This is a genomic window from Mesorhizobium sp. M0077 (genome assembly GCF_040322955.1).
Lineage (GTDB): Bacteria > Pseudomonadota > Alphaproteobacteria > Rhizobiales > Rhizobiaceae > Mesorhizobium.
Genome location: NZ_JAMYUL010000005.1, coordinates 291701 through 317513 on the forward strand (window position 1 = coordinate 291701; position 25813 = coordinate 317513).

Here is a 25813-nt window from a genome sequence, read left to right on the forward strand (position 1 = left end):
GCAACATACAGTGCCATCGTCGGGGCGTGTAGGCAACCTCCGAGTTTCAGAAAGGCAATTTTTTCAGCCTTGCGGCCGCCGTCCCGGACTTGGCGGAGCCTACTTTTGCGCCGCCGTGTTGGTAGCGGCCATGAGGAAGCGCAAAGGCGGCACCGGCTGCTGCCGCGGGGACAGACCGGCGTGGCGAAACAACGCATCGAGCTTGTCGGCGGCCACGCCGACAACGATGGGAATGAAGTTCGACTGGCTGGCCAGCGCATAGGCGGCGGCAGACGCCATGCCGCGCTCGGCCTTCACATCGAGGAAATTGCGCAGCCGGTATTTGTCACGCACATGCCGCTCGTGCTTGCGCAGCAGGGCCTTGGAGCCTTCCGGCAGGCTGTCGATCTCGAGCAGTGCCAGATCCGCATCGGCGAGGCGCTTCAGATCCTGTGTCTTGTGGCGCCCGCTCAACGAATCGGCGCGCACGATCGCGCCATAGCCGCAGGAACGGATGACCTTGAAGCGTGCGCCAAGGGCAAAGGCGCGAGCGTAGAGTTCGTAATCTTCGCCGAGACGCAGGTTCTCGTCGTAACGCAGCCCATGCCTGTCGAGGAAAGCTCTTGATATCACCGGCTTGAGAAAGCCGAGTTCGCCGCGCTGGACACGCCGTCTGGAGATGTTGCCCTCGATGAATCGCTCGAAGTCGAGGAATTCCGGGTCCGCCGAAAAGGACGGGGCGACGATCTTCGAGACATCGGTCGCCGTATCGTCACGGATCAGCATGATGTTGTCGGCGGCGAAATCCCAGTCGGCGCTGGCAAACAGCTGGCGAAACCGTCCCTGAAGGAAGAAATCGTCGGCGTCGAGAATGCTGATGAAAGGTGATTTCGACCCGGCAATGGCGGTATTGCGGGCGAAGGACGGGCCGCGATTGGCGTCGAGCCGGATGACCGAAAGCCGGCCGCTGCCATCGTCGGCAGCGCTGGCCACCTTTGCGGTGTCATCGGTGGAGGCGTCGTCGACGACGACGACTTCCGCCACCTCCGGCTCGCGCAGCGCCGAGGCGATGGCTGCGGGAATGGTCCGGGCCCCGTTGCGCGCCGCGATGATCACGCAGACCCGGGATTCTGTCATGGACATAGGGTGGCCTTTCGATTGCATAAAGTGTCGCGAGGCCCCTCGCCCTCCCGGCGCGCGGCGCCGGACCCCGATCCATCCCCCGATCCATCCCCAGCGGATCGGGACGGAACGTTATCTGCCTGCTGCATGACGACCCTCATCGTCACCGGCTTTCCCGCTCGAAAATCCGCCGGCTGAGGTCGGCTGACGCGGCCCAGCCGGCCTCGGTCAGATAGCGGACAGGTTCGCGGCCGCACAATTCCCACAAAACGGTGCGCCGTTGCGGCCATCTGAGCGACGACAGCCACGGCGCGATGACCATGTGGAACAGGTCTTCATTGCCGATGCGTGACAGGATCCTGGTGGCCCGATCCGACAGCAGCGTGCCGGCGCCACCAAGCAGCACATCGGCGGCGCGCAGGCCCAGCAGCAGGGTGTCGGCCAGCCCCTGCTCGGCCGCGTAGTCGAGCACAGTCTGCTGCTCGGCCTCGCTCAGCCGACTGGCAGCGGCCCGGATATCGCAGACATAGCCCGCGCATGGCTCGCGGTTGAACAGCGCCTTTGCGACACTGATGCAGGACAGAAGCAAAGTGTCGGAGGCCGAGATGAACGGCACGCTGGAGCCGGCGATCGCAAGCGCGCGCTTGCGGCGCAGGAACCCTTCCGTATCGCGCGGGCTGGGCGATCCCGGCTGCTGGAGCCGGTAATGGAGATCGACGGTGGACAATTTCCGACCCTGGCTGCGAACCATGTGCTGCTCGCCCAGAAAGCGCACCCACCAGACGGAGCGGGACTTGCCGGCGACCTCGTAGCCGATCGAGCGCAGCGCATCGCGAGCTCTAAAGAAGCCGGCCGGCGACACCAATATGTCGACATCTCCGGACGGCTTCATGAAATGGTCGCCATAGAGCAGTTGCTGCTGGAGGGGCCCCTTCAGGAACACGAAATCGATGCCGCTGCCGCGCAGCGCCTTGTCGATGGCCATCGAATCCATGATGCCGGACGAGTTCATCGCAATCGTGCGCCGGCGATAAGTGTCGAGCCACTCGAGCAATCCCGGCGGCGTCTCGCCCGCCGGTGGGCGCGACAGCGCCTTCAGCATGAAGGTGGCGACCTTGTTCAGCCTGGCGATATCGCAAACATCGGCAACGGAGATGGCCGGTGCAGGCGCGGCGCTGGGGCTCGCCCTGGAGGCGAAGAACAGCCGCAGGCAAGCCTGCACATAGGCCACTTCGTCGGCGCAGCCAGCGGCGCGCAACCTTTCGAAGGTCCCTTCCTGCAATGCCATATGCTGCAGCATCTCCGCAAAAAATTCGCCAGGCGCGTTATATTGCAACTGCGAAGCAAAGCATCGCCAAATTCATGCGCCGCGTCCAGTTTTTCCTTTGGCGCTAATTTTCCTGCAACCTGAACGTTTCGCAACACAGTCCTACAACGAGATGCAAGGCGCCGCCTGATCGGGGCTTGTGGCGGGTACGTCAGCAACAATTTTTGTGGGAATGCGCCAGCGCCCAAGTGAGGAGCATTCGAAGGAAAATTTAACGTAATTAATCAGATACTTAGTTGACGGCCTCGGACACTCTGCTGAATTCTCCTGAGATGTGAAATGCAAAGCGCTTTGATCACCATTGAAGGGAGTCGCAACCGAGAATTGATTAACGGCTGGTAAATCAGGCTTGACTCATAAATGCTGCCATGCAGCTATTGCGGTGCAGCAATAGCTCGCTGCCGGCAATCGACAGGCCGCTTCCAGTCCACAAGTGGAGAGTAAATTGGAACAGAATGTTGAAAAGCATGAGTACGAAACCCCTAGCCTGACGGTCCACGGATCGATCGAGACCATCACGCAAGGCGGTAGCGGTACTACGGCACTCGACGCCTCGTTTCCGGCACATACGCCGGTCGGCGAACTCACCTTCTCCTGAGTCTTCTCTCGTTGGGGTGACAAAGTCCGGACTCTGCAAACAGAGCGCACTAAGGAGAGTCGGGGGTCAAACCCCGGCTCTCGCGTCTTTGTCCGGAATTGCCGAAGCGTTGGTTGTGAGCGAGGTTTAGGAATGGACTGGAACCCCACGGACCATGATCGGATGAGCGCGAGCAAGGATGCCGTGGCCTGCGAATTCGGCAACGGCCTGGCGCTGCTCGATATGAGGTCCAACATCTATTACAGCCTGAACGGCGTCGGCGCCTATATCTGGGAGCTGATCCAGGAGCCGCGGCCGATTTCCGAAATCCGCAGCGCCGTGCTGGATCGCTACAATGTCGATCCGGAACGCTGCAAGGCCGATGTCGATGGATTGTTGAAGGGCTTGGCGGACGCCGGGCTTGCGAGGCTCCATGATGAGGAACTTGTCTAGAGCTTTCTCGCTGAGCGGGCCGGAGATGCTCTTTCTCGCCCACTGCCTTGCGGTGGTCGTGGCGGTGCGGCTGGGGCTGACGCTGCTTTCCTATAACAGGATTCGCCGAATAGTGACGCGGCTCGATGCAAGCGAGACAGCTGACATCGGCGATCTCAGGCGTGTCGCCTGGGGCGTGGCTGCGGCTGCCCGCCTGGTGCCTGGCGCAAGCTGTCTGACCCAAGCGCTTTCCGGCCAGTATTTGCTTGCCCGCCAGGGCAACGCCTCAAAAATCCGCATCGGCATCGAGCGCGATACCGGGACCGAGTTGAAGGCGCATGCCTGGCTGGTCAGTGGCGACCACATCGTGCTCGGCGGCTCGCTTGGCAGGTTTAACCATCTCGTCGACCACGGCCAGTGAGCGATGAGCGGCGTCGCCGGAATTCTGCTGAGGCAGGAAGGCAGGCAGGCCGCCGCGGCCGACATCCAGCGCATGCTTACCCGCATGCAACATCGCGCGCCTGACGGCAGTTCGTGGTGGATGGACGAGGGCGTCGTTCTTGGCCACGCCTGGCTCAACACCACCGATGAAGCCGGCCCCGGCCCGCTGACCATGGCCGGCGGCAAGCTCGCGATCACCGCGGACTGCCGGCTGGACAATCGCGACGAATTGCTGGCCAGGCTTGGCATCAGGGACAGTTCGGTTGCCGACGCCGTGCTGTTGATGCGCGCCTATCTGCGCTGGGGCGAAGCCTGCCCCGAGCATCTGCAAGGCGACTTCGCCTTTGCCATCTGGGATGGCGAGCGCCGGCAGCTGTTTTGCGTGCGCGACCATTTCGGCGTCAAACCGTTCTACTATCATTCGAGCGACCGGCGCTTCGTCTTTGCCTCGGAGATCGGGCCGATCCTCGATGCCGGCGGCGTCGACATGCGCATCAGCGAACACCAGATTTCGGGATTCCTGGCCGGGCTGCCCGACGATCCGCAGTCGACAGCCTATGCCGATATCTTCCGCCTGCCGGCGCGCCACAGTCTGACAGTGACCGGCAACCAGGTGGTGCTGCGCCGCTACTGGCAGATCGAACCCTCGCCAAGGCAGATGCGATCGGATACGGCCGAGGAATTCCGGCATCTGTTTTCGCAATCGGTCCGCAACCGTATGCGCGGCACGCCTGCGGTCGGTGCTATGCTGAGCGGAGGCCTCGATTCCTCGTCGATCGCCTGCGTGGCGGGCCTGCAGAATGCCGCGCAGCGAAAGCCGAGGCTGCCGACGTTTTCGCTGGTGTTCGAAAAGGGTTCGCCGATGGACGAGCGGCCTTTCATCGAGGCAGTGCTTGGACAGGAGAAGGTCGACGGCACTTTGATTTCCGTCGGCAACTACGCGCCCTTCGCCGAGTTCGAACGCATTCTGGAAGAGCAGGAGGAAACGTTCCTGGCCCCCGGCCTGTCGCTGACCCGCGACATCTACAGGACCGCCGGCGCCAAGGGCATGAAGGTGCTGCTGGACGGCCATGGCGGCGACGAGGTGGTTTCGCAGGGCCACGGCCATCTGCACGAACTCGCCTATGCCGGCAAATGGATGGAGCTGTGGCGCGAGCTGCGCAGCGCCTCCAACACCTATGGCGATGGCATGCTCGGCCTCTACTACCAGTTCCTTACCCTTTACGGACCGGCCTGGCGCATCGCGAGAATCAAGCGGTTCGCGAACCGCGTGCTTGGCAAATTGCGGCGCCATCCCACTGGGCGGCCGGCGACGAGCTGGCGCGCCCTGATCAATCCGGACCTGGCGATGCGTACCGACCTCGTCGAACGGTTCCGCAGGGCCGGCTATATGCCGCCCGCGGTCAGCGCCAGCGAGACCTTGACCCATCGCTGGCTGCTGTCGAACGGCATGGTGCCGCACGCCTTCGAGGTTCTCGACAAGGCCGCCGCCAATTTCGGCGTCGAGCCGCGCTACCCCTTCTGGGACAAGCCGCTGGTCGAGTTCTGCCTGGCACTGCCCGGCGCGGAAAAGCTGAACCAGGGCTTTGGCCGCTCGGTGTTGCGCCGTGCCATGGAAGGAATTTTGCCCCCGGCGGTGCAGTGGCGGCGCGACAAGATCGATTTCACCTCCAATTTGGTCAAAGGCATGCTGGGCAATCACCGCGATCTCCTGGACAAGGTGCTGGTGAAAGATGCGGCGCGGATTGCCCCTTACGTCAACCTGCCTGAGGTGACCGCCGCCTATGGCCGTATTTCCAGCCAACCCGAGGCCGCGACCTTGCCCGATGTCCAGTATGTATGGCGTTCGATTTCGCTATCGTTGTGGCTGCGGCAGGTGCAACAGCGCGGGAGCCACTGATGATGCCGGCCAACATGCCTCTTGCCGCTGATGACCGCCATGCAATTGCTGCTCGCGCACAGCACTTCTACAAAGCCTATGGGCTGACGATCGCTTCGCAGGTCGAACTGCCTGAGCTAGAGTCGAGCGAACCAGCTTGCGTCGATGTGCTGATCACGGTCGGCCCGATCGACCTGCCAAAACCCTCGCCCGAGACCGGAACTGCTTTCCGTTTCGAGCCGCGGCAGCAATATTTGGCATGGCAGACGGTCGGCGCCTTCCTGATCACCGATGCCTGCCGCATCGAGGTGGAGCCGGCGCCCGATGTCGACGATGCGCTGCTGGCGTTTCCGCTGCTCGGTCCGGTCATGGCACTGCTCCTGCACCAGCGCGGCCTGCTCATCCTGCACGCCAGCGCCATTGCGGTCGGCGGCAAGAGCGCTGTCTTCATGGGCGACAAGGGCGCCGGCAAATCGACGACGGCGAGCGCGATGATCCGTGCCGGGCATCGATTGCTGACCGACGATGTCGTGGCGCTCGATCTCACGGACCGGCCGATGATCGTTCCGGGTTTTCCGCAGTTGAAGCTCGCCGCCGATGCCGCCGCCGCGTTTCCCATCCGCCAGGCAGAGATACGCCCGCAGGTGCATGCGGCGATCGACAAGATGCAGCACCGCCTGCACGCCGGATTTGCGGCAGACGCGGTGCCGGCGACCCGGATCTATATCCTCGAGCGCAGCGACAAAGCAGCGATCACGCCGCTGCCAGGCATCGGCGCCCTGCCGGCAATCATCAAATTTTCCTATGTGACGCGTTTCGGCCGTCCAGCCCTGGTCGGCGATTTTGCCACGACACATCTTCGCCAATGCGCCGCCCTGGCCAGCCAGATCGGCGTCTGCCGCCTCGAAGTGCCCACCGGGCTCGACCGTATCGGCGAAGCCGTCGCCCTGATCGAAAACGATCTGGCGGCCGACAAAGGGCCGCGGTGACTCACATGTCCGCATCGCAGATCCTGCGCTTTTCGTTTTACCGCGATGTCGCCGGCTTCGGCGCCGCCATGGCCCGGATCGGCGGGCGCAGGACCTTCACGGCATTGCTGTTCCTGATCCTGGGAAGCCTGACCGAAGGCATCTCGATCCTGCTTCTGGTGCCGCTGCTGCATCTGGTCGGGCGACCCGAGCAGAATTTCGCGGTCAGGTTGCCTGACCGCGACTGGGTGCGCTGGCTGGCTCCGGACGGAACGCTGCAATTGACCACGGTGCTTTGCCTGCTGGTCGGGCTTGTCGCGCTGCAGGCAGCGTTCAACCGCTATAAATCCGTCTACATGGCGCGGCTGCTGCTCGACTTCATCAATCGCCTGCGCATGAACCTGTTCGAGAGCATCGGCAAGGCGCGGTGGGGGATATTCGCGCGCATGCGCAGCTCCGATCTCGACCATGCGCTGACCGGCGATATCGACCGCGTGCAGTCGGCGGCGTTCTCGCTGCTGATGCTGGTGCAGATCGCCGTGCTTCTGGCGGGTTATCTCGTTGTCTCGCTGTTCATTTCGACAGTAATGACGGCGTTTGCCATTGTCGTCGGCATCGTCACCTTCCTGGCACTGCAGCCGTTTCGGGCACGAGCCAGCGCCTTCGGCCGGGTTTTGACCAGCAATCGCCAGCAGCAGTACCGAACGGTCTCGGAGTTCCTCGGCGGCATCAAGGTCGCCAAGAGCCTGAATGTCGAGGCGACCTATTACGCGCAGCTTCGCGCGACGCTGGAGAAGATGAAGGCCGACAACATCAACTATGTCCGCAACAGCACCATCGGCACCGCTCTGTTCCAGGTCGCCAGCGTCATTGGTCTGAGCCTGTTCATCTATGTCGCTTTGGTCCGCTTCAACCTCTCGCTGGCCGAGATCGTTGTCCTGCTTCTGGTGTTCATGCGCATCGCGCCGCGTTTCATGGACATGCAGATGCAGGCGCAGCAGGTGCTGATCAACCTGCCGGCCTATGCCTCGATGCGCGACATGCAGGCGCGTTTCGATGCCGAACGCGAGCCGGCAAACCTCGAATCGGATGCCAAGCTGTCGCTCGATGTCGGGCTCAACATCCGCAACGTCTCCTTTGCCTATGAGGCCGGCGGCAAGCCGGTGGTGAGCGATGTCACGTTTGGCCTTCCCGCCGGCAAGGTAACGGCGCTGATCGGTCCGTCAGGCTCGGGCAAGAGCACGCTTGCCGACATGCTGCTTGGCCTGCTCGAACCGAGCGAGGGCAAAATCCTGGCCGATGGCGTCGAGATCGGCGCGGCCAACCGCCGGCGCTGGCGCGACCAGGTGGCGTATGTGCCGCAAGACGTGTTCCTGCTGCACGATACGATCGCCGCCAATCTGCGCCTTGCCGCGCCGCAAGCCAGTGACGCGGAGCTGTGGACTGCACTGCGCGCTGCGCATGGCGCCGACTTCGTCGAGCGGCTGGAGTTGCGGCTCGACACGGTGGTCGGCGACCGCGGCGTCCGGCTCTCGGGCGGCGAACGCCAGCGCATCGCGCTGGCGCGCGCGCTGCTGCGCAAACCTTCGCTGCTCATTCTCGACGAGGCGACCAGCGCGCTCGACTGGCAGAACCAGTCCCTGATCGCCAAATCGATCGACGGCTTGCGCGGATCGATGACGATCCTGACCATTGCGCACAGGCCATCGATGATCGCCTTCGCCGACTGGGTGGTTGCAGTCGAAAACGGACGAATCGTCGAAGTGGGACAATATCAGAGGTTGAAAGCGAAGGCCGGCAGCCGCCTGTCGAAAATGCTTTCAGGCGAGCAATCGGAACCCGAGCCGGCCGAAGCAGGCTGAGTCCGGCTGCAAGATGATCCGAGGCCGACCTTGCGGCTTCAGACTGTTCAATGCACGCTGCGCCTCGCCGAGAGCTTCTCGCCTTCAACCGCCTTGTCGGCGCCGAGGTTTCTTTCGGCGTCGCGAGCCCTGTCGGCCGATGTCGGCGCGCTCCTGGCGATCATCACATACACCAGCAGGAAATAACCGATTTGGATGAGGACAGCGCAGCCGATGACGCGAAGCACCGTTGTGGTGACCGTCGCGCCGTCGACATAGGACCACGCGACCACGATCGCGAGGGCGAAAACCATTCCAATGACGAATTTTGGTAATGACATGTTCGGCGGCCCGTCAACCGGCCCGAGCATGCAAAAGCGATGACTTACCCACCCGAGTATCTCCCCATTCGCCATGCGAGCTTATTTAGCTGCTCTTTTTCGGCCGGTTGCTTCCGGCCTTCCCAACCCATCCAGACTCTATCAGGAATAATTTGCGACTCTATTAAGGCGCGAAACTGACGGCAAGGGCAACCAGCAATAATTTTCGGCTTGGCGGCGGCTTGGACTCCGCCATGCTGCGATGCACACGCAGGGGTGGTGGCCTAACTCGTCATGCGCTTTATACTACAGTAGAATCTGCAATGTTGATTAGTATTTTACTTGATTAATTTAGCAAAGCCAGTGATTCGAAAATCAGTTAAAGCCGTTCCCTCTGCGGCAAAGGACGATTTGCCCAAAACCCGCCGAAAAAAGGCATTACATTTCCTACGGTTGCTAATTATTCGTCACAAACTCGCCATAAAGGGCAAAATTTGGGCAAGGAGGGTTTATTATTTAGTCAATTCCTGACGTGACTATTTCAGCCATATGGGAAATTGTGTGTTGCGCTGCAGCATTTTTTTGGTATCGTGGCATAAACCATCCGTTCAACGTATGGAGCTTTTGCATGAGGGACGTTGCCAAGTCGGCTAATGCGGCATTTTCGCATGTCGGCGTAGATTTTCCGCCACCCATCGGCGGGCTGCTGAAGCGCAGTTTCGATATTTTCGGTTCACTTGTCGGCCTGGTGGCGCTTAGCCCGCTGTTCCTGATGGTGGCCCTTCTGGTCAAGCTTTCCGACGGCGGCTCGATCTTCTACGGCCACAAGCGCATCGGACGCGGTGGGCGGATTTTCCCCTGCCTCAAGTTCCGCACCATGATCGAAGACGGCGAACGTGTGCTGGCCGCCTATCTCGCGGCCAATCCGGAAGCCAACGCCGAATGGATCGCGACCCGCAAGCTGAAGAACGATCCGCGCGTCACCCGCGTCGGCGCCGTTCTGCGCAAGCTCAGCCTCGACGAGCTGCCGCAGATCATCAACATCCTGCAGGGCGACATGAGCCTTGTCGGGCCTCGCCCGGTGGTGCGCGACGAGCTTGAGATCTACGGCAGCGCCGCGGTCTATTATTTGAAGTCGCGGCCGGGCCTGACCGGGCTCTGGCAGGTCAGCGGACGCAACGATGTCTCCTATGACAGTCGCGTCGCGTTCGACCGTCACTATGTCGAGAACTGGTCGCTGTTCGAAGACGTTCGCATCATCCTCAAGACCGTGCCCGCGGTGTGGATGTCGCGCGGTTCCTACTGACCGACCGCAACTGGTCAGCAATCGGGCCGGCACGGCCCGAAGCCAATCCGGTCCAAAGCTATTCGGCGATGGGCCGGTCTCGCATTGCAGCCATAGTGTTCTGCCAGGTTCCGAAGGAGGCACTCGGCAGCAGGCCTATCGGGCGGATGGGGCCAAAACGGATCGGAAACGTCAGTTGAAAACAGACATATCAGCGTATTTTCGCCTTGCCGGCCCGATGCGGCCGGCACGGCTCGTCGCCACGTGCCTCGCTCTGTCACTCGCGGTTCCGGCCATGGCCGACGAGTACCGGCTCGGCTCGCAGGACAAGCTCAACATCCGCGTCGCCGAGTGGCAGACGGTGGAAGGCACGTTCCGTGACTGGTCGGCGGTAAACGGCGAATATTCGGTCGGTCCAGCCGGCAATTTGTCGGTGCCGTTCGTCGGCGAACTGCCGGCCGCCGGCAAGACCACGTCAGAGGTTGCGGCCGCGATCAGCGTCGCCCTGCAGCGCAAGCTTGCCTTGTCGGACAAGCCGGAAGCCTCGGTGGAAATGGTGCAGTTCCGGCCGTTCTACATCTCGGGCGAGATCCAGACGCCTGGCCAGTTTCCCTATGTGCCGGAGCTGACCGTGCTCAAGGCGATCAGCATCGCCGGCGGCATCCGGCGCAACGCCGATTTGGGCACCCAGCTCGGCAAGGACCTGATCACCGCCAAGGGCAATTTCGACATTTATGACGACCAGCGCGTGCGGTTGATCGTCAAGCGTGCCCGCATCGATGCCGATCTCGCCGGCAAGGAGAGTTTCGAGGCGCCTAAGGAAGTTGAGGGCGACCCGCGCCTGGCGACAATCGTCGCCGACGAAATGCAGATCCTGATCTCCGACCAGAAAGCGTTGAAGCTGAAGCTGCAGGCGCTTGACGATCTGAAGGGGGTCCTGCAGTCCGAAATCGAGGCGCTGCAGAAAAAGATCGTCAACCAGCAAAAGCAGGTCGACCTGGCGCAGCAGCAGGCGGACAGTATCGGTCCGCTGGCGCAAAAGGGCCTGGTCGCCAACGCACGCCTGCTTTCCTCGCAACAGTCGGTCACCGATCTGCAGGGCAAGATCCTGGACTATGAGACGGCGATCCTCACCGCCAAGCAGTCGGTCAGCAAGGCGACGCAGGATGCCATCGATGCCCAGAACACGTTGAACTCGAGACTTGCCGCCGACCGGCAGCAGGTCGAAGCAGACCTCAACGAAGCCGCACTCAGGGTCAACATGCAACAGGGCCTGATGGCCCAAGCATCGGACCCGGCCACGACCGCCGCCATCACAAACAACAATGAAGAGCCGGCGCTCATCTATTCGCTGGTGCGCGTGACCGACGGCAAGACCAGCGAGATCGACGCCAAGGAAGATACGCCGGTGCTGCCGGGCGACGTCATCAAGGTGAAGCTGGCGCCGACGGCCAGCCAGTAACCTGTTTGTTTGGAGCAATTCCGGACGGAAAACCGTTTCCCACTTTTCCCGGAATTGCTCTAGCGCTCGGGCTCGCTCGGCGAGGCCCGCGCGATGGAGGCGGGAGGAACCAGTTCGGCTCGTTCGCGCCAGGGTGCGGGCGGGAACTTCCGTTTTTCGACCGCTTGAAGGCATTCCATGCAGCCCGCCGCACCGCGCCACGTCTACCTCAATCTCGATGCCATCCGCGGCGTCGCGGCGATCAGCGTCATGCTCTACCACTTCTCGCCGTTCCTGGCCGCCGGCAAGGTGCTGCCGTCGAGCTATCTGGCGGTCGACCTGTTCTTCCTGCTCAGCGGCTTCGTCATCGCGCATGCCTATGACCGCAAGATCGAAAACGGCATGGGCTTCGGCACGTTCCTGGCGATCCGCCTGATACGCCTCTACCCGCTCTACCTCGCCGGCACGCTGCTCGGTTTCTTCTATCTCATCGTCAAGAACCGGCTGATTCCGGCGGAATACATGCCGATCTCCGAGATCGGCACCATGCTGACGACCGGCATGTTCTTCATCCCGCTGGTCAGCGATGCCTATCACACGATCTTTCCGCTCAACCCCGCGTCGTGGTCGCTGTTCTTCGAGCTGATCGTCAACATCGCCTATGTCGCCGTCTTCTTCCTGCTGACGAAACGCGTGCTGACCGTGCTCATCGCCGTCAGCCTGGTGCTGCTGGTCATCGCTTCGATCGTGGCCGGCACCCTCGACTTCGGCATGACCGGCTCGACCATCATCAGCGGCCTGCCGCGCGTCTGTTTCTCGTTCTTCCTGGGCGTGCTGCTTTGCCGGTCCATGACACGCTATCAAAGCGGGCTCGGCTTCCTGCGGCGCGGCTGGTGGGTCGAGGGTGCGATCGCGCTGACGCTCATCGTCTTTGCCATCGCGCCGGCCGGCGGCGCGCGCGTCGCCTACGATCTCGCCTGCGTCGTCTTTGTTTTCCCGGCGCTGGTGGTGGTCGGCACTATTGCGCCGACGGCGCCGCGCCTGTCAGGCCTCTATGGCTGGCTGGGGCGGATTTCCTACCCGATCTACATCATCCACACGCCGCTGCTGATGATCATCGCCGGGGCGGGCAAGGCCGCAGCGATCGACCCGTTCGCGCATCATCCCTGGTTCGGCATCGTCATGGCGGTTTCGGTCATCGTCATCGCCGACATCGCCACGCGCGTCTATGACGAGCCGTTGCGCCGCTTCCTGCAGCGGCTGATGCTGCGCAAGCGCGCCGTCGCCTGAGATAAGCAAGTCAGACGCGCGCCGGCATGCGGCCGTTGGCGGTGTTCTCGTCCGGCACCGGAACATAGGCCCGCCTTGCCCTGGCGAGCGGCACCGGGCGCAGCTTGAACAGGCCGTAATAGACGATGAACGAGGCCATGAAATAGGGGCCGAGGATCTCGACCTCGAAGAAGGAGCGGATCAGCATCATGCCGACCGCGCCGGCGAGCACCACCGAATCGGCGCTCCAGTCACCGAACACCACCTTCGAAACATGGCCCCAGAAGGAGCGCAGGATGATCAGCGCCAGCATCGTCACGCCGATGAAGCCGAGCTCGACCAGCGTCTCGATATAGGTGTTGTGGAAATGGAAGCCGGTGCGGGTGGAGATGTAGAACTCGGCCCAGAGCCGTTCCGGATCGGCAAAACCCTGGATCCAGTAGGCGGCATAGCCATAACCGAGCACCGGACGCTGCTGCGCGGCGGCCCAGCCCTGTTCCCAGAGATAGGTGCGGCCGGTCAGCGTCGAATCCTTGCCGAAGATGCCGAGCACGACATCGAGCAAGCCAAGGTTCAGCGCAGCCATCACACCGCCCACCAGCGCCGTAGCGCCGACGACGAACAGCACGCGGCGGTAGCGGCGTGACAGAACCTTGCTCATGGCAAGCAAGGCAACGACACCGATCACCGCCGGAAGCGAAGCGACTGACGTCGCCGAGTGGGCGATCGCCAGCATATAGACGGACAGCAGGATGATCGGCGCGGTCCAGACGAAGCTCATCCAGTTGCGCCGGTAGAAGGCCAGAAAAGCGAAGCAGAAGAAGATGCCGAGCGAGGCGAAGAAGCCGATCTGGTTCTTGGAGCCGAAGGCGCCGACGAAATTGGTGGTGCCGTCGATAGTGTCGAGCGCATAGGCGCCAACCTTCAGCGAATACAGCAGCACGATGAAGATGCCGATCAGCGAGCCCAGCACCAGCGTGCGCGTGCTGATGGTGCGCGCCGCGATGTAGGCGCACAGCATGTGGGAGAAATATTGCAGCCCCGCCCGCGCGCTGGTGCCGGCCGCTTGCGACCAGAACAGCGACAGACAGACATAGGCCGCAAACAGCAGCGGCAGCCAGGCGCTGGAGAGATCGCGGGCGAAACGCCGGTAGTCGACGAACAGCAGCGGCAGCCATACCAGATAGTAGGCGAGGATCAGGATCTGGCCGAAATTGGTGGAGTAGGCGAAGGCAAAGACCGACACCGCAACGGCGAAGGCGGCATAGGCCTTGTTGTTGTCCGGATCGATCAGAATGGATTTCGGGATCTTCATATCCGTACCGGATTTCTCATGCTGCCGCCTTTCAGCTGGGCTGAAGCGCCCATGGTCGGCTTTTCTGCGTCATGCGCGATCGCCGGAACCTGCCCTTGCCGGATCCCGATCAGCGGGCATCCATTGTGCAGTGCACAATATAACCTCTATCGCCTGTCACTCAATGGTAAATTTGCCGCGAGGGGTAAAGTTGCCGCAGGCAGGGCCAAAACGAACATGCAACCGACAAATGGCGTTAATGCGGCTCGCTCGTTCGAAAATTCAAACTGTGGCCGCTACCACAGCGCTCCGCCGGTGATCTGGATGTTTTCCATGGTGATGCCCTTGGCCAGATCCGAGCACAGGAACACGGCTAGAGCCGCGATTTCCTGCGGCTGCAGCATGCGCTGCTGGGGATTGCCCTTGGCGATCTCGGCCATCGCTTCCTCGGCGGTTCTGCCGTTGCCCTCACGCTCGACCACCTGCGCCACGTTGCGGCGCATCAGTTCGGTCTCGACCCAGGTCGGGCTGATCATGACGCAGGTGACACCGTGCGCGGCGCCTTCCAGCGCCACGCAGCGGGTAAGGCCGAGCAGCCCGGCCTTCGAGGCGCAATAGGCCGGGTTGTCCTTCCAGCCGACGGAAGCCGCTGTCGAGCCGATGTTGACGATACGGCCCCAGCCGCGCTCGATCATGCCGGGCAGCACAGCTCGGGTGACGCGGAACGCTCCGCTGAGATTGGTGTCGACGATCTTGTTCCACAGCGCGTCGGAATGGCCGCAGACCGGCTGTTCGGCGGTGGTGCCCGCGGCATTGACCAGTATGTCGGCCGGGCCGATGGCGGCCTGCGCGTCAGCCGCAAACCGGTTGGTCACCTCGCTGTCGCGGACATCGAGATGGGCGGCATAAACCCTGGTGCCGTGGGCAGACAGGGCCAACCGCACGCGCTCGATTTCATCTGCGCCGGGATAGTAGGCGGCGTCGGTTCTTTCGGCGCCGGCGGGGGCGATGTAGGAGCCGACCGCTACATTGACGCCGGCTTGCGCCAACGCCGTCGCAATCGCGAAGCCCATGCCGGAAAACCCGCCGGTGACGATCGCGCTGCGGCCGGAAAGGTCTGTCATGGGCAGTGAATCTCCGATATGATGTTTGATGCGATAGTCTTAGACCCAGCCCGGTGACGAGCGCTACCTTGCCTGCAGCGCTGGTCACCACGTCGCTAGAGCGGTTTGCCCAGCCACTCGCGATAGAAGCCTTCGAGATCGGGTTCGAAATCATGCACGATCGGATAGCCGGGTGCCGCCGCCTCGACCTCGTGCATGGTGCCGCATTCCGGACAGATGAATTCGCGGATTTCCATCCATTGCGGATCGGGGATATCGCTGTTGGGATAGATCTCGCGCAGCGCTTCCTCGGTGTTTCGCACGTTGATCGCAGCCTTGAGCTTCCAGTTCTTGCGGTAGTCGCCGAAGGAGTGGCCGCATTCGCAACGGGTGATGCGCTCGTCGCCGCTCTGGCAGATGAACAGGTGATCCGAGACCGGCAGCAGGATCGGGTCCTTCCAGGTGACACGGTCCTGATAGACGGCGAGCATCTTGAAGAAGCGGTCGTCGTCCTTGTAGGCGCTCATGATGCGCTTTGTCTGAGGCCAGGGGAGCTTGCCGGCTGAGAGATCGCCGAGGACTTCCTTGCTGTACGAGGTCATGGCTTTGCTCCCGGCATGAAGATCGATCTGGCGTCGACGGTCCAGAAATCGCTGAAATCCCTGGTGAAGCGCGACGACAGCTTGATCGCGCTGGCATACATTTTCTTCACCTCGGGCGCGAAGTCGGCCTTCTCGACACGGCCGCGTTCGGCAGCGATCCAGTCCGAAACCGGGATCGCCTTGGCCAGACGCTCTCTGCGCATGGCGGCACGACGTTCGACGGTGGCGTCGATATCGGCGACCGGATAACCCTCGGCGTCGTCCTTCAGCACGATGCCGAAAATCTGGATCGCCGCCTGGCGGGTGAGAAAACCGTTCTCGACATCCCAGGCGGTCTTGACCGGATCGCGCTCCAGCACGTCGCCGTAACCGCCGCCACCATTGTAGGAATGGCTGAAGATGTCCCCCGACTTGTGCGGCGAGGTGATGTAGGGGCCTTCGACCACGGCATGGTCGCCGCCGATGTTCTTCTCGTAGTCGGAGACATGCGGATCGATACCTGGGGCATGCGCGAGCGGTTCGCCTTTTGCCGCCAGTTCGTGGATGTTGGAGTTGCGCACCGCGCGATGCTTCTGGCAGGTCGGCGCGGGATAGCCGCCGCACATGCCGCCATTGTCGAATACCCGCGAGGAGTGTTCCGAGGTGTGCAGTCGCAGGTGCGAGGTCTTGTTGATCAGCCAGGTCGAGACGAAGGAACAGCCGCCGCGATATTTGCCGGCGCCGCCCGAATTGGGCATGATCGAGCGGCCGATATAGACCATCGGCATCGACTGTTCCCAGACCTCGATGTTGCCCATGTCGGATTCCGGATTCCAGCCGACATAGGCGGTGTCGAGGCCATCGGCGATGGCCAGCGCGCCGGAGCCGGCGGCGGCGCATTCGAAATGCGCCATGCCGAACGGCGTACCGTACTGGCTTTCGCCGCCCATCTCAATCATCGGGCTGTTGACCTGGCCAACGAAGGCTTCCTCGACGAAGCCGCGCGCGACGAAGCCGCGCGACAAAAGGCGCTGGAACACGCCATAGGCCGGCAGCAGCAGCGCCCAGGATGTGGCGGTCGCCACCATCTCATTGTCGGGGTTGGTCCAAGTGCCGTGCGGCAGCTTCAGCTCGGTCGCCATCCAGGCGCCGTCATTGACGAGGCCCTCGAAATTCATGTGCTGGGTCAAGGTGACGAACATGCCTCCATCCATGCCGGCCGGCGTGCAGTTCATCGAATGGTAGCCCCAGGGCTGCGTGCCCTCGAAGTCCATGGTGATCTTGCCGTCGGTGGTGATCTCCATCTCGATCGGGATGTTGTAGAGCCAGTCGGGATCGCCAAGCAGCTGGAAGCCGGGCTTGCCCGCCGTGACATGGCCGTAGAAGGTGTGGCCGCGATAGATGCCGGGCACGGTGAGCTGGCGGGTGCGGGCGAGCTGGGCACGACGGCCCTCCTCGATGAACTCCTTCGATACCTTCATCCAGTAGTCGAGGCCGATCTCCGAGATCAGCTGCTTGACGCTTTCGCGCATGTCGATGCAGGAGGCGACCTTGGCCTTCTCGTCCAGCACCCAGTAGATCGGCATGCGCAGATTGCGCTCGCAGCGGATGACGTAGTCGCGGCGGATCTCGTCATTCTCGCCGATCTTCTCGGCGCAGACGAACAGGCCTTCGGTGAAGCGCTCCTGCGCCAGGCAGACGTCGCCGCCGGGCGTGATGCCGCCGGCTTCGAGCTCGTGGCAGACCGCACCGGCCCAGCCGACCAGCGTGCCTTCATGGAAGATCGGCACCACGTCCATGACGTCGGGCACCTGCACGGTGCCGATGAAGGCATCGTTGTTGGCAAAGATGTCGCCTTCGCGGATCTTCGGGTTTTCCTCGTAATTGTTCTTGATCATCCATTTGATGAAGCGGCTCATCGTGTGGACGTGGACCATGATGCCGTTGGACAGCGCGATCGCATCGCCCTCGGGCGTATAGATCGCCACCACCATTTCGCCGACTTCGCGCACGCCGGGCGAGGCCGAGATGCGGCGGGCCATTTCGCGGGCCGAGACGCAATAGGCGCGCAGCTTGGTGTGCAGCGTCTCGAATTTCAGCGGGTCCTGGTTGCGTAGCGTGAGCTCGGTGATGCCGTCATAGCAGCCGGTCTCTTCCATCAGCCGTTCTGAATCGAGCAGCCGTTCGCGAAGGCGCAGGGCCGAGGCAGGTCTGTCCAACATGGCGGTGCCCTTTCAAGAATGGGTGTAATGCAGCAGCGTCCACTCATCGACGTGGACACGGTCCTGCGGATGAACAACGAGCGTGGTGGCGGGATGTTCGATGATGGCCGGACCAATCACCTCATGGCCGGGCTGCAGTAGGTCCATCTCGTAGAGATTGGCCTTGTGCCAGCGTCCCCCGATATAGGCCTCGCGCACGCCCTTGTGCGCTGCTGCCGGGGCCGACTTGCCGAGCGGGCGCTTCAAGAGCACCGGCTTGACCTTGTCGGCGGTGGCGATCAATCCGAGCTCGGTGATGGTGAAGCCGGCTTCGCCATAGCGCGAAACGCGATGGTTGACCTTGGCGTAGACCGCCTCGAACTCGTCGATGACCCTGCGCATGTCGTCAGCCGAATTGACCTCGGCAAGCGGTGCCATGACCTCGACATCCTCGAGCTGGCCGGTGTAGCGCATCATCAGGAACGGCACGGTCTTGATCTTGTCTCTGATATGGCCGTCGCTGATCATCTCGTCGACCGCCGCCTTGGTGAGATCATTCCAGACGTCGGTGACCTTCTTGCCGAAAGCGAGCAGCTCGTCATCGCTTGCGCGGGCGCCGATGTCGTGCTGCGTCGAGACCGAATGCCGACGCATGAAATCGGCGGTGGTGCAGCCGAAGGCCGAGAAGGCGGCGGCAAACTGGAAGGTGATGATGTCCTTGAAGCCGATGCCCCTGGAGCAGCCGGCCAGATGCAGCGGACCCGAGCCGCCATAGGACAGCAGCGTGAATTCCGAGGGATGGATGCCCTGGCCGGAGATGACCCGGCGCAGCGCGTTGTTGGCATCGGCTTCCAGCATGTCGATCATGCCTTCGGCAGCCTCCTCGACACCGACGCCAAGGATGCTGGAGCATTTTTCCTCAAACGCTTTGCGCGCCTTCTCGACCTGCAAGACGACCTTGCCGCCGAGGAAATAATACGGGTTGAGGCGGCCTAGTATGGCGTCGCAATCGGCGATGGTGGGTTCAGTGCCGCCCTTGGCGAAGCAGATGGGGCCGGGGTCGGAACCGGCGCTTTCCGGCCCGAGCGAGACTTTCTTGGTCAGCGGGTCGACCTTGAGGATCATGCCGGCGCCGGCGCCGATCGTGTCGAGATGCAGCGTCGGCACGTTGAGCTTGAAACGGTCCATCAGCGGCTCGTTCTCGATCCGCGTCTGGCCGCGCGAAATCACGCCCATGTCGAAGGAGGTGCCGCCCATGTCCGAGCAGATCAGGGAGTCGTTGCCGATCAGCTTGCCGACATAGGCCGCGCCGAGAATGCCGCCGATCGGACCGGAGATCATGGTTTCGTGCAGGCGCGGGTGGTTGATCGAGGTCAGGCCGCCAAAGGACAGCAGCGTCTGCACGCCGTATTTGAAGCCGTATTTCTTCGAGACGTCCTCGATACCCCTAAGCTGCTTGCGGCCGCGCGACGTCGCGTAGGCTTCGATCAGCACCGAGTTCAGCCGCGACTGTTCGCGGATGACCGGGCGGACCTCGTGGCTGGTGTAGATGAGGATGTCGGCGCCGGCTTTCAGCACCTCCTCGCGGCATATCTCGGCGATGCGCTTTTCGTGCACCGGATTGACGTGCGAGAAGATCGTCATGATGCAGATCGCCTCGACCTTGTCGGCGATCAGCTTCCTGGCTGCAGTCGCGACCTCATGCTTGTAGAGCGGCAGCACGATGTCGCCGAACTGGTCGATGCGCTCGGTGACGCCATGGGTGCGACGGCGCGGCACCAGCGGATCGGGATGATGGTGGGTCACCGCATGCAGCCGGTCGGCATAGGAATAGTCGGCCCAGGCCTGCAGGCCCCGACCCATCAGGATCATGTCTTCCAGACCCTTGGTGGTGATCAGGCCAAGCCGGCGCCCGGTGCGCGACAACAGCGTGTTGAGCATGCCGGTGCCGGAATAGAGCACGACGTTGACGCCGGAGAACAGCTGCTCCAGCGAGATGCCCCAGGCGTCGGCCGCGTCTTCGGCCGATGCGAGGAAGCCTTCGGCCTCGTTCTTGGGCGTGGTTGCCGACTTGCCGATCTTGAAGTGGCCGTCCTGGTCGACAAGGATCGTGTCGGTCATGGTGCCGCCGGCGTCGATGCCGATGACGATTGGATTGCCGACGATGGGACTGGTGAGGTTGGGTTGTGTCACGGTCGCCTCGGGATTGCTCTAGGATGCTCAAGCTAGATTCCTTGGGCGGCCTTGCGCCATGTGCCAAAAGACACAATGACCGCCGGACCGGGATCGCTGAGAAAAGGGCATGCGCATGGGCAATATCTGGGGGCCGCTCGCCAGGGCGATTGCCGCCACCGGTACGGACAGGCATGTCGACCGCCTGATCGACCTGATCGGCGCCGACATCGAGCACGATCTCGTCACCGTGACCCGATATTCGGCGACGAAGACGCCGGAATTCATCAAGCACCGGCGCTTCTCCGACGAGATGGTCCGGCGCTATCTCGATAATTACTACGTCTTCGACCCGTTCTATGCCTCGTGGCGGCGTGAGCAGAGGCTGGGCATCCTGCCGCTGAAGCGGCTTGCCGATGACGAGGCCAAGCGCGGCCAGTACATAGCCGGCTTCCTGGCGCAGTCGGAAATCTGCGATGAGGTCGGCATCATGCTGGCCGATGGCGGCGACTGGTGCCTCGGCATCTTCCTCGACCGCTCGACCTCCACCTTCAAGGAGAGCGAGATCGCCCTGCTGGACGAGCGGCTGCCGGTGTTCGAGGCCTTGCATGCGCTCGACATCAAGGCGCGCGGCACCGAGTTCTCCCGCACATCGGCGCCGACCGGCCCCGGCGCCTCGCCCCGGCAGGAGCCGACCATCCCGGCGAGCCTGTGGCCGGAGCTGTCGTTGCGCGAGCGGGAATTGGTGCAGTTGATCCTGGCGGGACATCCGACCGCCAACATCGCGGAACGGCTCGGCATCGCCGTCGGCACGGTGAAGAACCACCGCCGCCGCATCTACGAGAAGCTCGACATAACCACCGAACGGGAGCTGTTTTTGCAGTTCTTCCAGCATCGGGCAGACGGTTAGTCCGCCATCGATATGGCCGTCAGTCGTGCAATTGCCTGGAAATCGGCGGGCCGACAGTAAAGCCGGAGAATGTTACCTCAAACCCTTCGCGCTGCGGCGAGCAGCACATCATGCCGACATCGACGGATTTGGAGATCGGGAAATAAGCCAGCCGCACCGGCTTCCACTTGCCATCGGTGGTATCAAGATATTGGATGCGGATCGCCTCGGCATGGCGGGTCAGCCGGATGCGCACGCCGTCGGGGCCGGTGGGAATGCTGAGCAGCGACCAGTCCGAGGTGTCGTTGGTGACCACCACCGAAAAGTAAGCCAGCCCGTCGGTGTATTCGATGCCGGCCTTGATCCAGTGCGTTTCACTCAGCCGCAGCATCAGCCCGGCCTGGTCGTAGAGCACCTTGTAGTCGCCCTTGACGGTGACTTCGGCGCTGAAGTCACCCTCAACCGGACGATAGAGGAAATGGCCATTGTCACGCCAGAAGCCGTAAAAGGTTTCGCGCCAGAAGTCGGTTTCCCCGCCGGTGCGCACATGCACGATGCCATTACCGAAAGCATGGTGCGGCGGCGGGTTGAGCCAGGTCAGTTCCTCTTTCGCCGCTGTCATCGGTTCACCGTCGATTAGCCGGCAAAGGTGTAGGCTGTCTTCACCGTAGTGTAGAACTCCGCGGCATAGCGGCCCTGCTCGCGCGGGCCGTAGCTCGATCCCTTGCGGCCACCGAACGGGACGTGGAAATCGACGCCGGCGGTCGGCAGATTGACCATCACCATGCCGGCCTCGGAATTGCGCCGGAAATGCGTGGCATGCTTGAGGCTAGAGGTGCAGATGCCGGAGGTCAGGCCGAAGGGGGTGTCATTGGCAACCGCAAGCGCCTCGTCATAGTCCTTGACGCGAATGACGTTGGCGACCGGCCCGAAGATTTCTTCCCGCGAAATGCGCATGGCGTTGGTGCTCTCGGTGAACAGCGCCGGCCTGAGATAGAAGCCGGGTGTTTCGCGGTCCAGCCGCTCGCCGCCGAAGGCGAGGTTGGCGCCTTCCTGGCTGCCGACGGCGATATAGTCCTCGTCCTGCTTCAGCTGGCTCGCATCGACGACGGGCCCGATCTGGGTCTTGGCATCGAGCGCATCGCCGATGACGAGCTTTTCCAGGCGCTCCTTGAGCGCGGCAACGAAGCGGTCGTGAATGCCTTCGGTCACCACCAGGCGCGACGATGCCGTGCAGCGCTGGCCGGTCGAGAAATAGGCGCCGTTGATGGCGCACTCGACAGCCGTGGCGAGGTCGGCGTCGTCGAGCACGACCATCGGATTCTTGCCGCCCATTTCGAGCTGGAACTTGCGCATGTGCTCGACGCTTGCCGCGGCCACGCGTTTGCCGGTGCCGACCGAGCCGGTAAAGGTGATGGCGTTGAGGTCGGGGCTGTCGAGCATGGCCTGGCCGACCACCGAGCCCTTGCCCATGACCAAATTGAGCACGCCTTTCGGCAGGCCGGCGCGGTGCAAGATGTCGACGATGGTCCAGGCGCTTTCGGGAACGAGTTCGGCTGGCTTGAAGACGATGGTGTTGCCGTGGGCGAGCGCCGGCGCGATCTTCCAGGTGGGAATGGCGATCGGGAAATTCCACGGCGTAATGATGCCGACGACGCCAACGGCCTCGCGGGTGATCTCGACGCCGACGCCCGGGCGCACGCTGGGCACCAATTCACCCGACAGGCGCAGCGTCTCGCCGGCGAAGAAGTCGAAGATCTGGGCGGCGCGGATGGTCTCGCCAATGCCCTCGGCCAGCGTCTTGCCCTCTTCGCGCGACAGCGCGCGGCCGATCTCGTCCTTGCGCGCCATGATCTCGTCCGACGCCTTTTTCAGCACGGCGTGGCGCACCAGCGGCGCCGAACGCGACCAGGCCGGGAAGGCGGCTTTGGCCGCCGCTATGGCCTGCTTTGCCTGTTCGGCGCCGGCCGAGGCATATTCGCCAACGACATCCCCCGTGTTCGAGGGATTGATGTTGCGCGAGCCGGCCTCGCCCACCCACTCGCCATCGATCAGATTTTTACGAAACAGGCTCATGTCGCGGTTTCCTTGTATTGGTTCGCTGGGGGTGCCGTATGCCTGAATTATTTATCAGACAAATGACGACACTGTGAGGGCTGAAATCTGGCTGCGGACTGGATAGCCGATGGCGCGCGGCTATGAAAGCCGCGACCTCAAGATGGACAATATGAAGCGGCCCTGTCAGGTCGGAAAAGTCCAGAACAGGCAAGCCAGCGTCGCCGCGGCGAAGATGACGAAAAACAGGCTCCTGAGCAGGATGTTGCGGCGCAGCTCGTTCATGGTGAAATGGCTGCCAACGATGGCCGCGGCAAACAGGAAACGCCAGTTCAGCAGTGCCCACAGCACGCTGCTCTGTCCGAAGGCCCAGCGGGCGACGAGACAGCCGACAATGGTCGCGAACAAGGCGATCACCGCCCAGAACAGCGCATCCGCAGCATGGGTCAAGACGATGCCGGCGGCGCGGATCGGCAGGATCATCATCAGCATGGCGCCGAAGAAATAGACGGCGGCGAGCGGCAGGAACGAGCCGGCATCGGCAATGCCGTCCAGCCGCCTCACGCCGATCGCGCCATAGGGATAACCGTGCCTAGCCACCGCCAGGCTGAGCGCCATGAGCAATGCGGTGAGCACCGCGACCAATGCGAATGTAATGAGGGCCTTGCTCATGCCGTTCCTTGCTTTGAGGCCCTGTCAGAGCCGAATCACGAGGAACGATTTTAGCGCACGGTCCGCGATTGCGCGTCAGCTTTGCTGAGTGTTCCGCTCTTCACCGGTCGCTGTTTTCGAAGGCGCCCATGCCTTGCGCGATCAGATTGGTTGCCATGACAAGCGAAACGATGGCCGCCGAGTTGAAGATCACCACCCACCATTTGCCGCCGGTCAGGAAGCCGTAGCCGTCGGCGACCGCCAGTCCCCAATCGGCTGAGGGAGGCTGGATGCCGAGGCCGAGGAAGCTCAGCGTGGCGATCGAAAAGAAGGCGTAGCCAAGCCTTGTGACCAGCTCGATGAGGATGGTTTCCCTGACATTGGGCAGGATCTCGAGGAACATGATGGCAAGAGCGCTCTCGCCGCCGAGACGGGCGGCGCTGACATAGTCGCGGTCGCGCTGTTCGCGCACGGCGGCACGCACCGTCCGTGCCACCAGCGGGGCATAGGCGATGCCGATCACAAGGATGACGGTGAGGTTCGATGGCCCAAGCGCGACCAGCGCCATGGTGACGAGGGCGATGAAGGGAAAGGCCATCAGCGTGTCGAGCAGCCTGGCGCCGATGGCGTCGATCAGCCCGTCGAAATAGCCGAGCACGAGGCCAAGCACGCTGCCGGCGGCAACGCCGAGCAGTGTTGCTGCCGGCGCGACCAGCAGGATGTCACGCGAGCCGACGACGATGCGCGACAGCACGTCGCGGCCAAGTTGGTCGGTGCCGAACCAGTGCGCGGCATCAGGCGGCGCCAGCATGACGAGGAAATCCTCGGCATAGGGATCGTAGGGCACAAACAGGCTGCCTAACACGGCGCAGCCGACCCAGAACAGCAGGATCAGCGATCCAACGATCACCGAGGGCGGCAGCTGCGAAACAGTCTCGCGGATGCGACTTGCTGCCCGCCAGCCCAGCGTACGGCGCTCCGGCAATTCCATCAGTTCCATCATGGCGACACACGGCGGCGCTGCCGCGGATCGAGCAAGGCATTCACGAGATCGCCTGCCGCGGCCGACAGCACGAAGATGGTCGCCATGACCAGCACGCCGGCTTCGAGCATCGGGAAGTCACGCGACTTGGCGGCGTTGAGCACCAGATTGCCGAGGCCCTGTATGCCGAACAGGGCTTCGATGACCACCAGACCACCCAGCATGTAACCGGTCTGGGTCGCGAGCACGGCGATGGTCGGCGTCAGCGCATTACGCAGCACGTGCCGGATGAGTATCTCGCGACGCTCGAGGCCCTTCAGGACGGCGGTGCGCGTATAGTCGGCGGCCAGCGCCTCGATCACGCCGGCCCGCGTCATGCGGGCGATGTAGCCGGCAAGGTTCAGCACCAGCGGCAGCGCCGGCAGGATCAGGTAATAGCCACTGACCCAGAGCCCGGCGCCATCGGGAGCAGCGCCGGTGATCGGGAACCAGTTCAGCCACAGGCCGAAGACGATGAGCATCAGCAGGCCGGAGACGAAGTCCGGGACAATGCCGAAGGACACGCCGGCGAGTACGATCAGGCGGTCGATAAAGCGGCCCTGGTTGAGACCGGCGACGACGCCGGCGCCGATGCCCAGCGGCAGCAGAAAGACGAGGATAATTCCGGCAAGGGCCGCCGAGCGCTTGAGGCTTCCCAGAACGAAGGGCGCCACCGGCAGACGCAGCGACAGGGAGGTGCCGAAATCGCCTGACAGCACGCTGCTGAACCAGTGCCAGTATTGCACGAGCACCGGCTGGTCGGCGCCGAGCTGCCTGTTCAGCGCCGCGACGGCCTCGGCATCGGCGAACGGCCCGAGCATGAGGCGACCGACATCGCCGGGCAGAACCTGCCCGGCGAAGAACACCAGCATGCTGACCAGCCACAGCGTGAGCAGAAGCGAGGCTGCCCGCACCGACACAGTGCGGCCGGTCAGCATCGGATTTTAGTGCCCGGAGTGGCTGGA

General features: G+C 62.8%; 23 protein-coding genes. 10 read left to right on the forward strand and 13 right to left on the reverse strand.

The annotated features are described in order from the left end of the window. Nucleotides 1-99: 99 nt before the first annotated feature. Both NKJ57_RS13500 and NKJ57_RS13505 read right to left on the reverse strand, forming a co-directional pair. On the reverse strand, nucleotides 100-1122 hold the full coding sequence (locus NKJ57_RS13500) for a glycosyltransferase family 2 protein (RefSeq protein WP_023668808.1): 1023 nt from the start codon (nucleotides 1120-1122) through the stop codon (nucleotides 100-102). 142 nt (nucleotides 1123-1264) lie between these two features. Further along, entirely contained in the window at nucleotides 1265-2389 is a 1125-nt protein-coding gene (locus NKJ57_RS13505; RefSeq protein WP_352511068.1) for a nucleotidyltransferase family protein, read from the reverse strand. A gap of 484 nt (nucleotides 2390-2873) precedes the next feature. Here NKJ57_RS13505 and NKJ57_RS13510 point away from each other — a divergent pair, with 484 nt between their 5' ends. The 6 genes from NKJ57_RS13510 to NKJ57_RS13535 all read left to right on the forward strand — a co-directional run bounded on the left by NKJ57_RS13510 (nucleotide 2874) and on the right by NKJ57_RS13535 (nucleotide 8587). Then, a complete protein-coding gene (locus tag NKJ57_RS13510) occupies nucleotides 2874-3026 on the forward strand; it encodes a lasso RiPP family leader peptide-containing protein (protein ID WP_023684233.1) in 153 nt (50 codons plus the stop codon). A gap of 162 nt (nucleotides 3027-3188) precedes the next feature. After that, entirely contained in the window at nucleotides 3189-3458 is a 270-nt protein-coding gene (locus tag NKJ57_RS13515; RefSeq protein ID WP_245261370.1) for a PqqD family protein, read from the forward strand. Continuing rightward, nucleotides 3451-3858, forward strand: coding sequence for a lasso peptide biosynthesis B2 protein (locus tag NKJ57_RS13520; RefSeq protein WP_245260050.1), 408 nt, complete (start codon nucleotides 3451-3453; stop codon nucleotides 3856-3858). The genes NKJ57_RS13515 and NKJ57_RS13520 overlap by 8 nt, the downstream gene beginning before the upstream one ends. Nucleotides 3859-3861: 3 nt before the next feature. Then, nucleotides 3862-5778, forward strand: coding sequence for a lasso peptide isopeptide bond-forming cyclase (locus tag NKJ57_RS13525; protein ID WP_352511069.1), 1917 nt, complete (start codon nucleotides 3862-3864; stop codon nucleotides 5776-5778). After that, nucleotides 5778-6746 (forward strand): phosphoenolpyruvate carboxykinase (ATP), encoded by a 969-nt coding sequence (locus NKJ57_RS13530; protein WP_352511071.1) that lies wholly within the window; start codon nucleotides 5778-5780, stop codon nucleotides 6744-6746. Before NKJ57_RS13525 ends, NKJ57_RS13530 begins: the two co-directional genes overlap by 1 nt. Nucleotides 6747-6751: 5 nt before the next feature. After that, entirely contained in the window at nucleotides 6752-8587 is a 1836-nt protein-coding gene (locus NKJ57_RS13535) for an ABC transporter ATP-binding protein (protein WP_352511072.1), read from the forward strand. Nucleotides 8588-8634: 47 nt separating this feature from the next. Here NKJ57_RS13535 and NKJ57_RS13540 read toward each other — a convergent pair whose 3' ends face one another. After that, the gene (locus NKJ57_RS13540) at nucleotides 8635-8907 is read right to left on the reverse strand and encodes an exopolysaccharide production repressor protein (protein ID WP_352511135.1); all 273 of its coding nucleotides are present in this window, start codon (nucleotides 8905-8907) and stop codon (nucleotides 8635-8637) included. Between the two features lie 607 nt (nucleotides 8908-9514). Between NKJ57_RS13540 and NKJ57_RS13545 the strand changes: the two genes are divergently transcribed. From NKJ57_RS13545 to NKJ57_RS13555, 3 genes are all read left to right on the forward strand, one after another. Further along, complete coding sequence (locus tag NKJ57_RS13545; protein ID WP_352511073.1) at nucleotides 9515-10192, forward strand: sugar transferase; 678 nt, start codon at nucleotides 9515-9517, stop codon at nucleotides 10190-10192. Between the two features lie 217 nt (nucleotides 10193-10409). Further along, a complete protein-coding gene (locus NKJ57_RS13550; protein ID WP_032885928.1) occupies nucleotides 10410-11633 on the forward strand; it encodes a polysaccharide biosynthesis/export family protein in 1224 nt (407 codons plus the stop codon). Between the two features lie 177 nt (nucleotides 11634-11810). Then, nucleotides 11811-12902, forward strand: coding sequence for an acyltransferase family protein (locus NKJ57_RS13555; RefSeq protein ID WP_023696958.1), 1092 nt, complete (start codon nucleotides 11811-11813; stop codon nucleotides 12900-12902). 10 nt (nucleotides 12903-12912) lie between these two features. On the opposite strand, the gene NKJ57_RS13560 is transcribed toward NKJ57_RS13555, so the two are convergent. The 5 genes from NKJ57_RS13560 to NKJ57_RS13580 form a co-directional block, all read right to left on the reverse strand. Then, on the reverse strand, nucleotides 12913-14196 hold the full coding sequence (locus tag NKJ57_RS13560) for an O-antigen ligase family protein (RefSeq protein ID WP_023689977.1): 1284 nt from the start codon (nucleotides 14194-14196) through the stop codon (nucleotides 12913-12915). A gap of 275 nt (nucleotides 14197-14471) precedes the next feature. After that, on the reverse strand, nucleotides 14472-15299 hold the full coding sequence (locus tag NKJ57_RS13565) for an SDR family NAD(P)-dependent oxidoreductase (protein ID WP_023745195.1): 828 nt from the start codon (nucleotides 15297-15299) through the stop codon (nucleotides 14472-14474). A 95-nt stretch (nucleotides 15300-15394) separates the two neighbouring features. Then, complete coding sequence (locus tag NKJ57_RS13570; protein ID WP_023745194.1) at nucleotides 15395-15880, reverse strand: acetone carboxylase subunit gamma; 486 nt, start codon at nucleotides 15878-15880, stop codon at nucleotides 15395-15397. After that, nucleotides 15877-18081: a hydantoinase B/oxoprolinase family protein gene (locus NKJ57_RS13575; RefSeq protein WP_023694214.1), complete on the reverse strand. Its 2205-nt coding sequence runs from the start codon at nucleotides 18079-18081 to the stop codon at nucleotides 15877-15879. Before NKJ57_RS13575 ends, NKJ57_RS13570 begins: the two co-directional genes overlap by 4 nt. Before the next feature lie 12 nt (nucleotides 18082-18093). After that, on the reverse strand, nucleotides 18094-20253 hold the full coding sequence (locus NKJ57_RS13580; protein ID WP_352511075.1) for a hydantoinase/oxoprolinase family protein: 2160 nt from the start codon (nucleotides 20251-20253) through the stop codon (nucleotides 18094-18096). Nucleotides 20254-20362: 109 nt separating this feature from the next. Here NKJ57_RS13580 and NKJ57_RS13585 point away from each other — a divergent pair, with 109 nt between their 5' ends. Beyond that, the gene (locus tag NKJ57_RS13585) at nucleotides 20363-21142 is read left to right on the forward strand and encodes a helix-turn-helix transcriptional regulator (RefSeq protein WP_352511076.1); all 780 of its coding nucleotides are present in this window, start codon (nucleotides 20363-20365) and stop codon (nucleotides 21140-21142) included. A 19-nt stretch (nucleotides 21143-21161) separates the two neighbouring features. Here the strand turns inward: NKJ57_RS13585 and NKJ57_RS13590 are convergent, their stop codons facing one another. From NKJ57_RS13590 to NKJ57_RS13610, 5 genes are all read right to left on the reverse strand, one after another. Continuing rightward, the gene (locus NKJ57_RS13590) at nucleotides 21162-21743 is read right to left on the reverse strand and encodes a DUF1349 domain-containing protein (RefSeq protein ID WP_023732560.1); all 582 of its coding nucleotides are present in this window, start codon (nucleotides 21741-21743) and stop codon (nucleotides 21162-21164) included. Between the two features lie 14 nt (nucleotides 21744-21757). Continuing rightward, entirely contained in the window at nucleotides 21758-23197 is a 1440-nt protein-coding gene (locus NKJ57_RS13595; protein WP_023732561.1) for an aldehyde dehydrogenase family protein, read from the reverse strand. 165 nt (nucleotides 23198-23362) lie between these two features. Then, nucleotides 23363-23848, reverse strand: a complete 486-nt coding sequence (locus NKJ57_RS13600; protein ID WP_023694218.1) for a hypothetical protein — start codon at nucleotides 23846-23848, stop codon at nucleotides 23363-23365. A 100-nt stretch (nucleotides 23849-23948) separates the two neighbouring features. Continuing rightward, nucleotides 23949-24830, reverse strand: a complete 882-nt coding sequence (locus NKJ57_RS13605; RefSeq protein WP_352511077.1) for an ABC transporter permease — start codon at nucleotides 24828-24830, stop codon at nucleotides 23949-23951. After that, the gene (locus tag NKJ57_RS13610; RefSeq protein ID WP_352511078.1) at nucleotides 24827-25786 is read right to left on the reverse strand and encodes an ABC transporter permease; all 960 of its coding nucleotides are present in this window, start codon (nucleotides 25784-25786) and stop codon (nucleotides 24827-24829) included. Before NKJ57_RS13610 ends, NKJ57_RS13605 begins: the two co-directional genes overlap by 4 nt. Nucleotides 25787-25813: the final 27 nt, after the last annotated feature.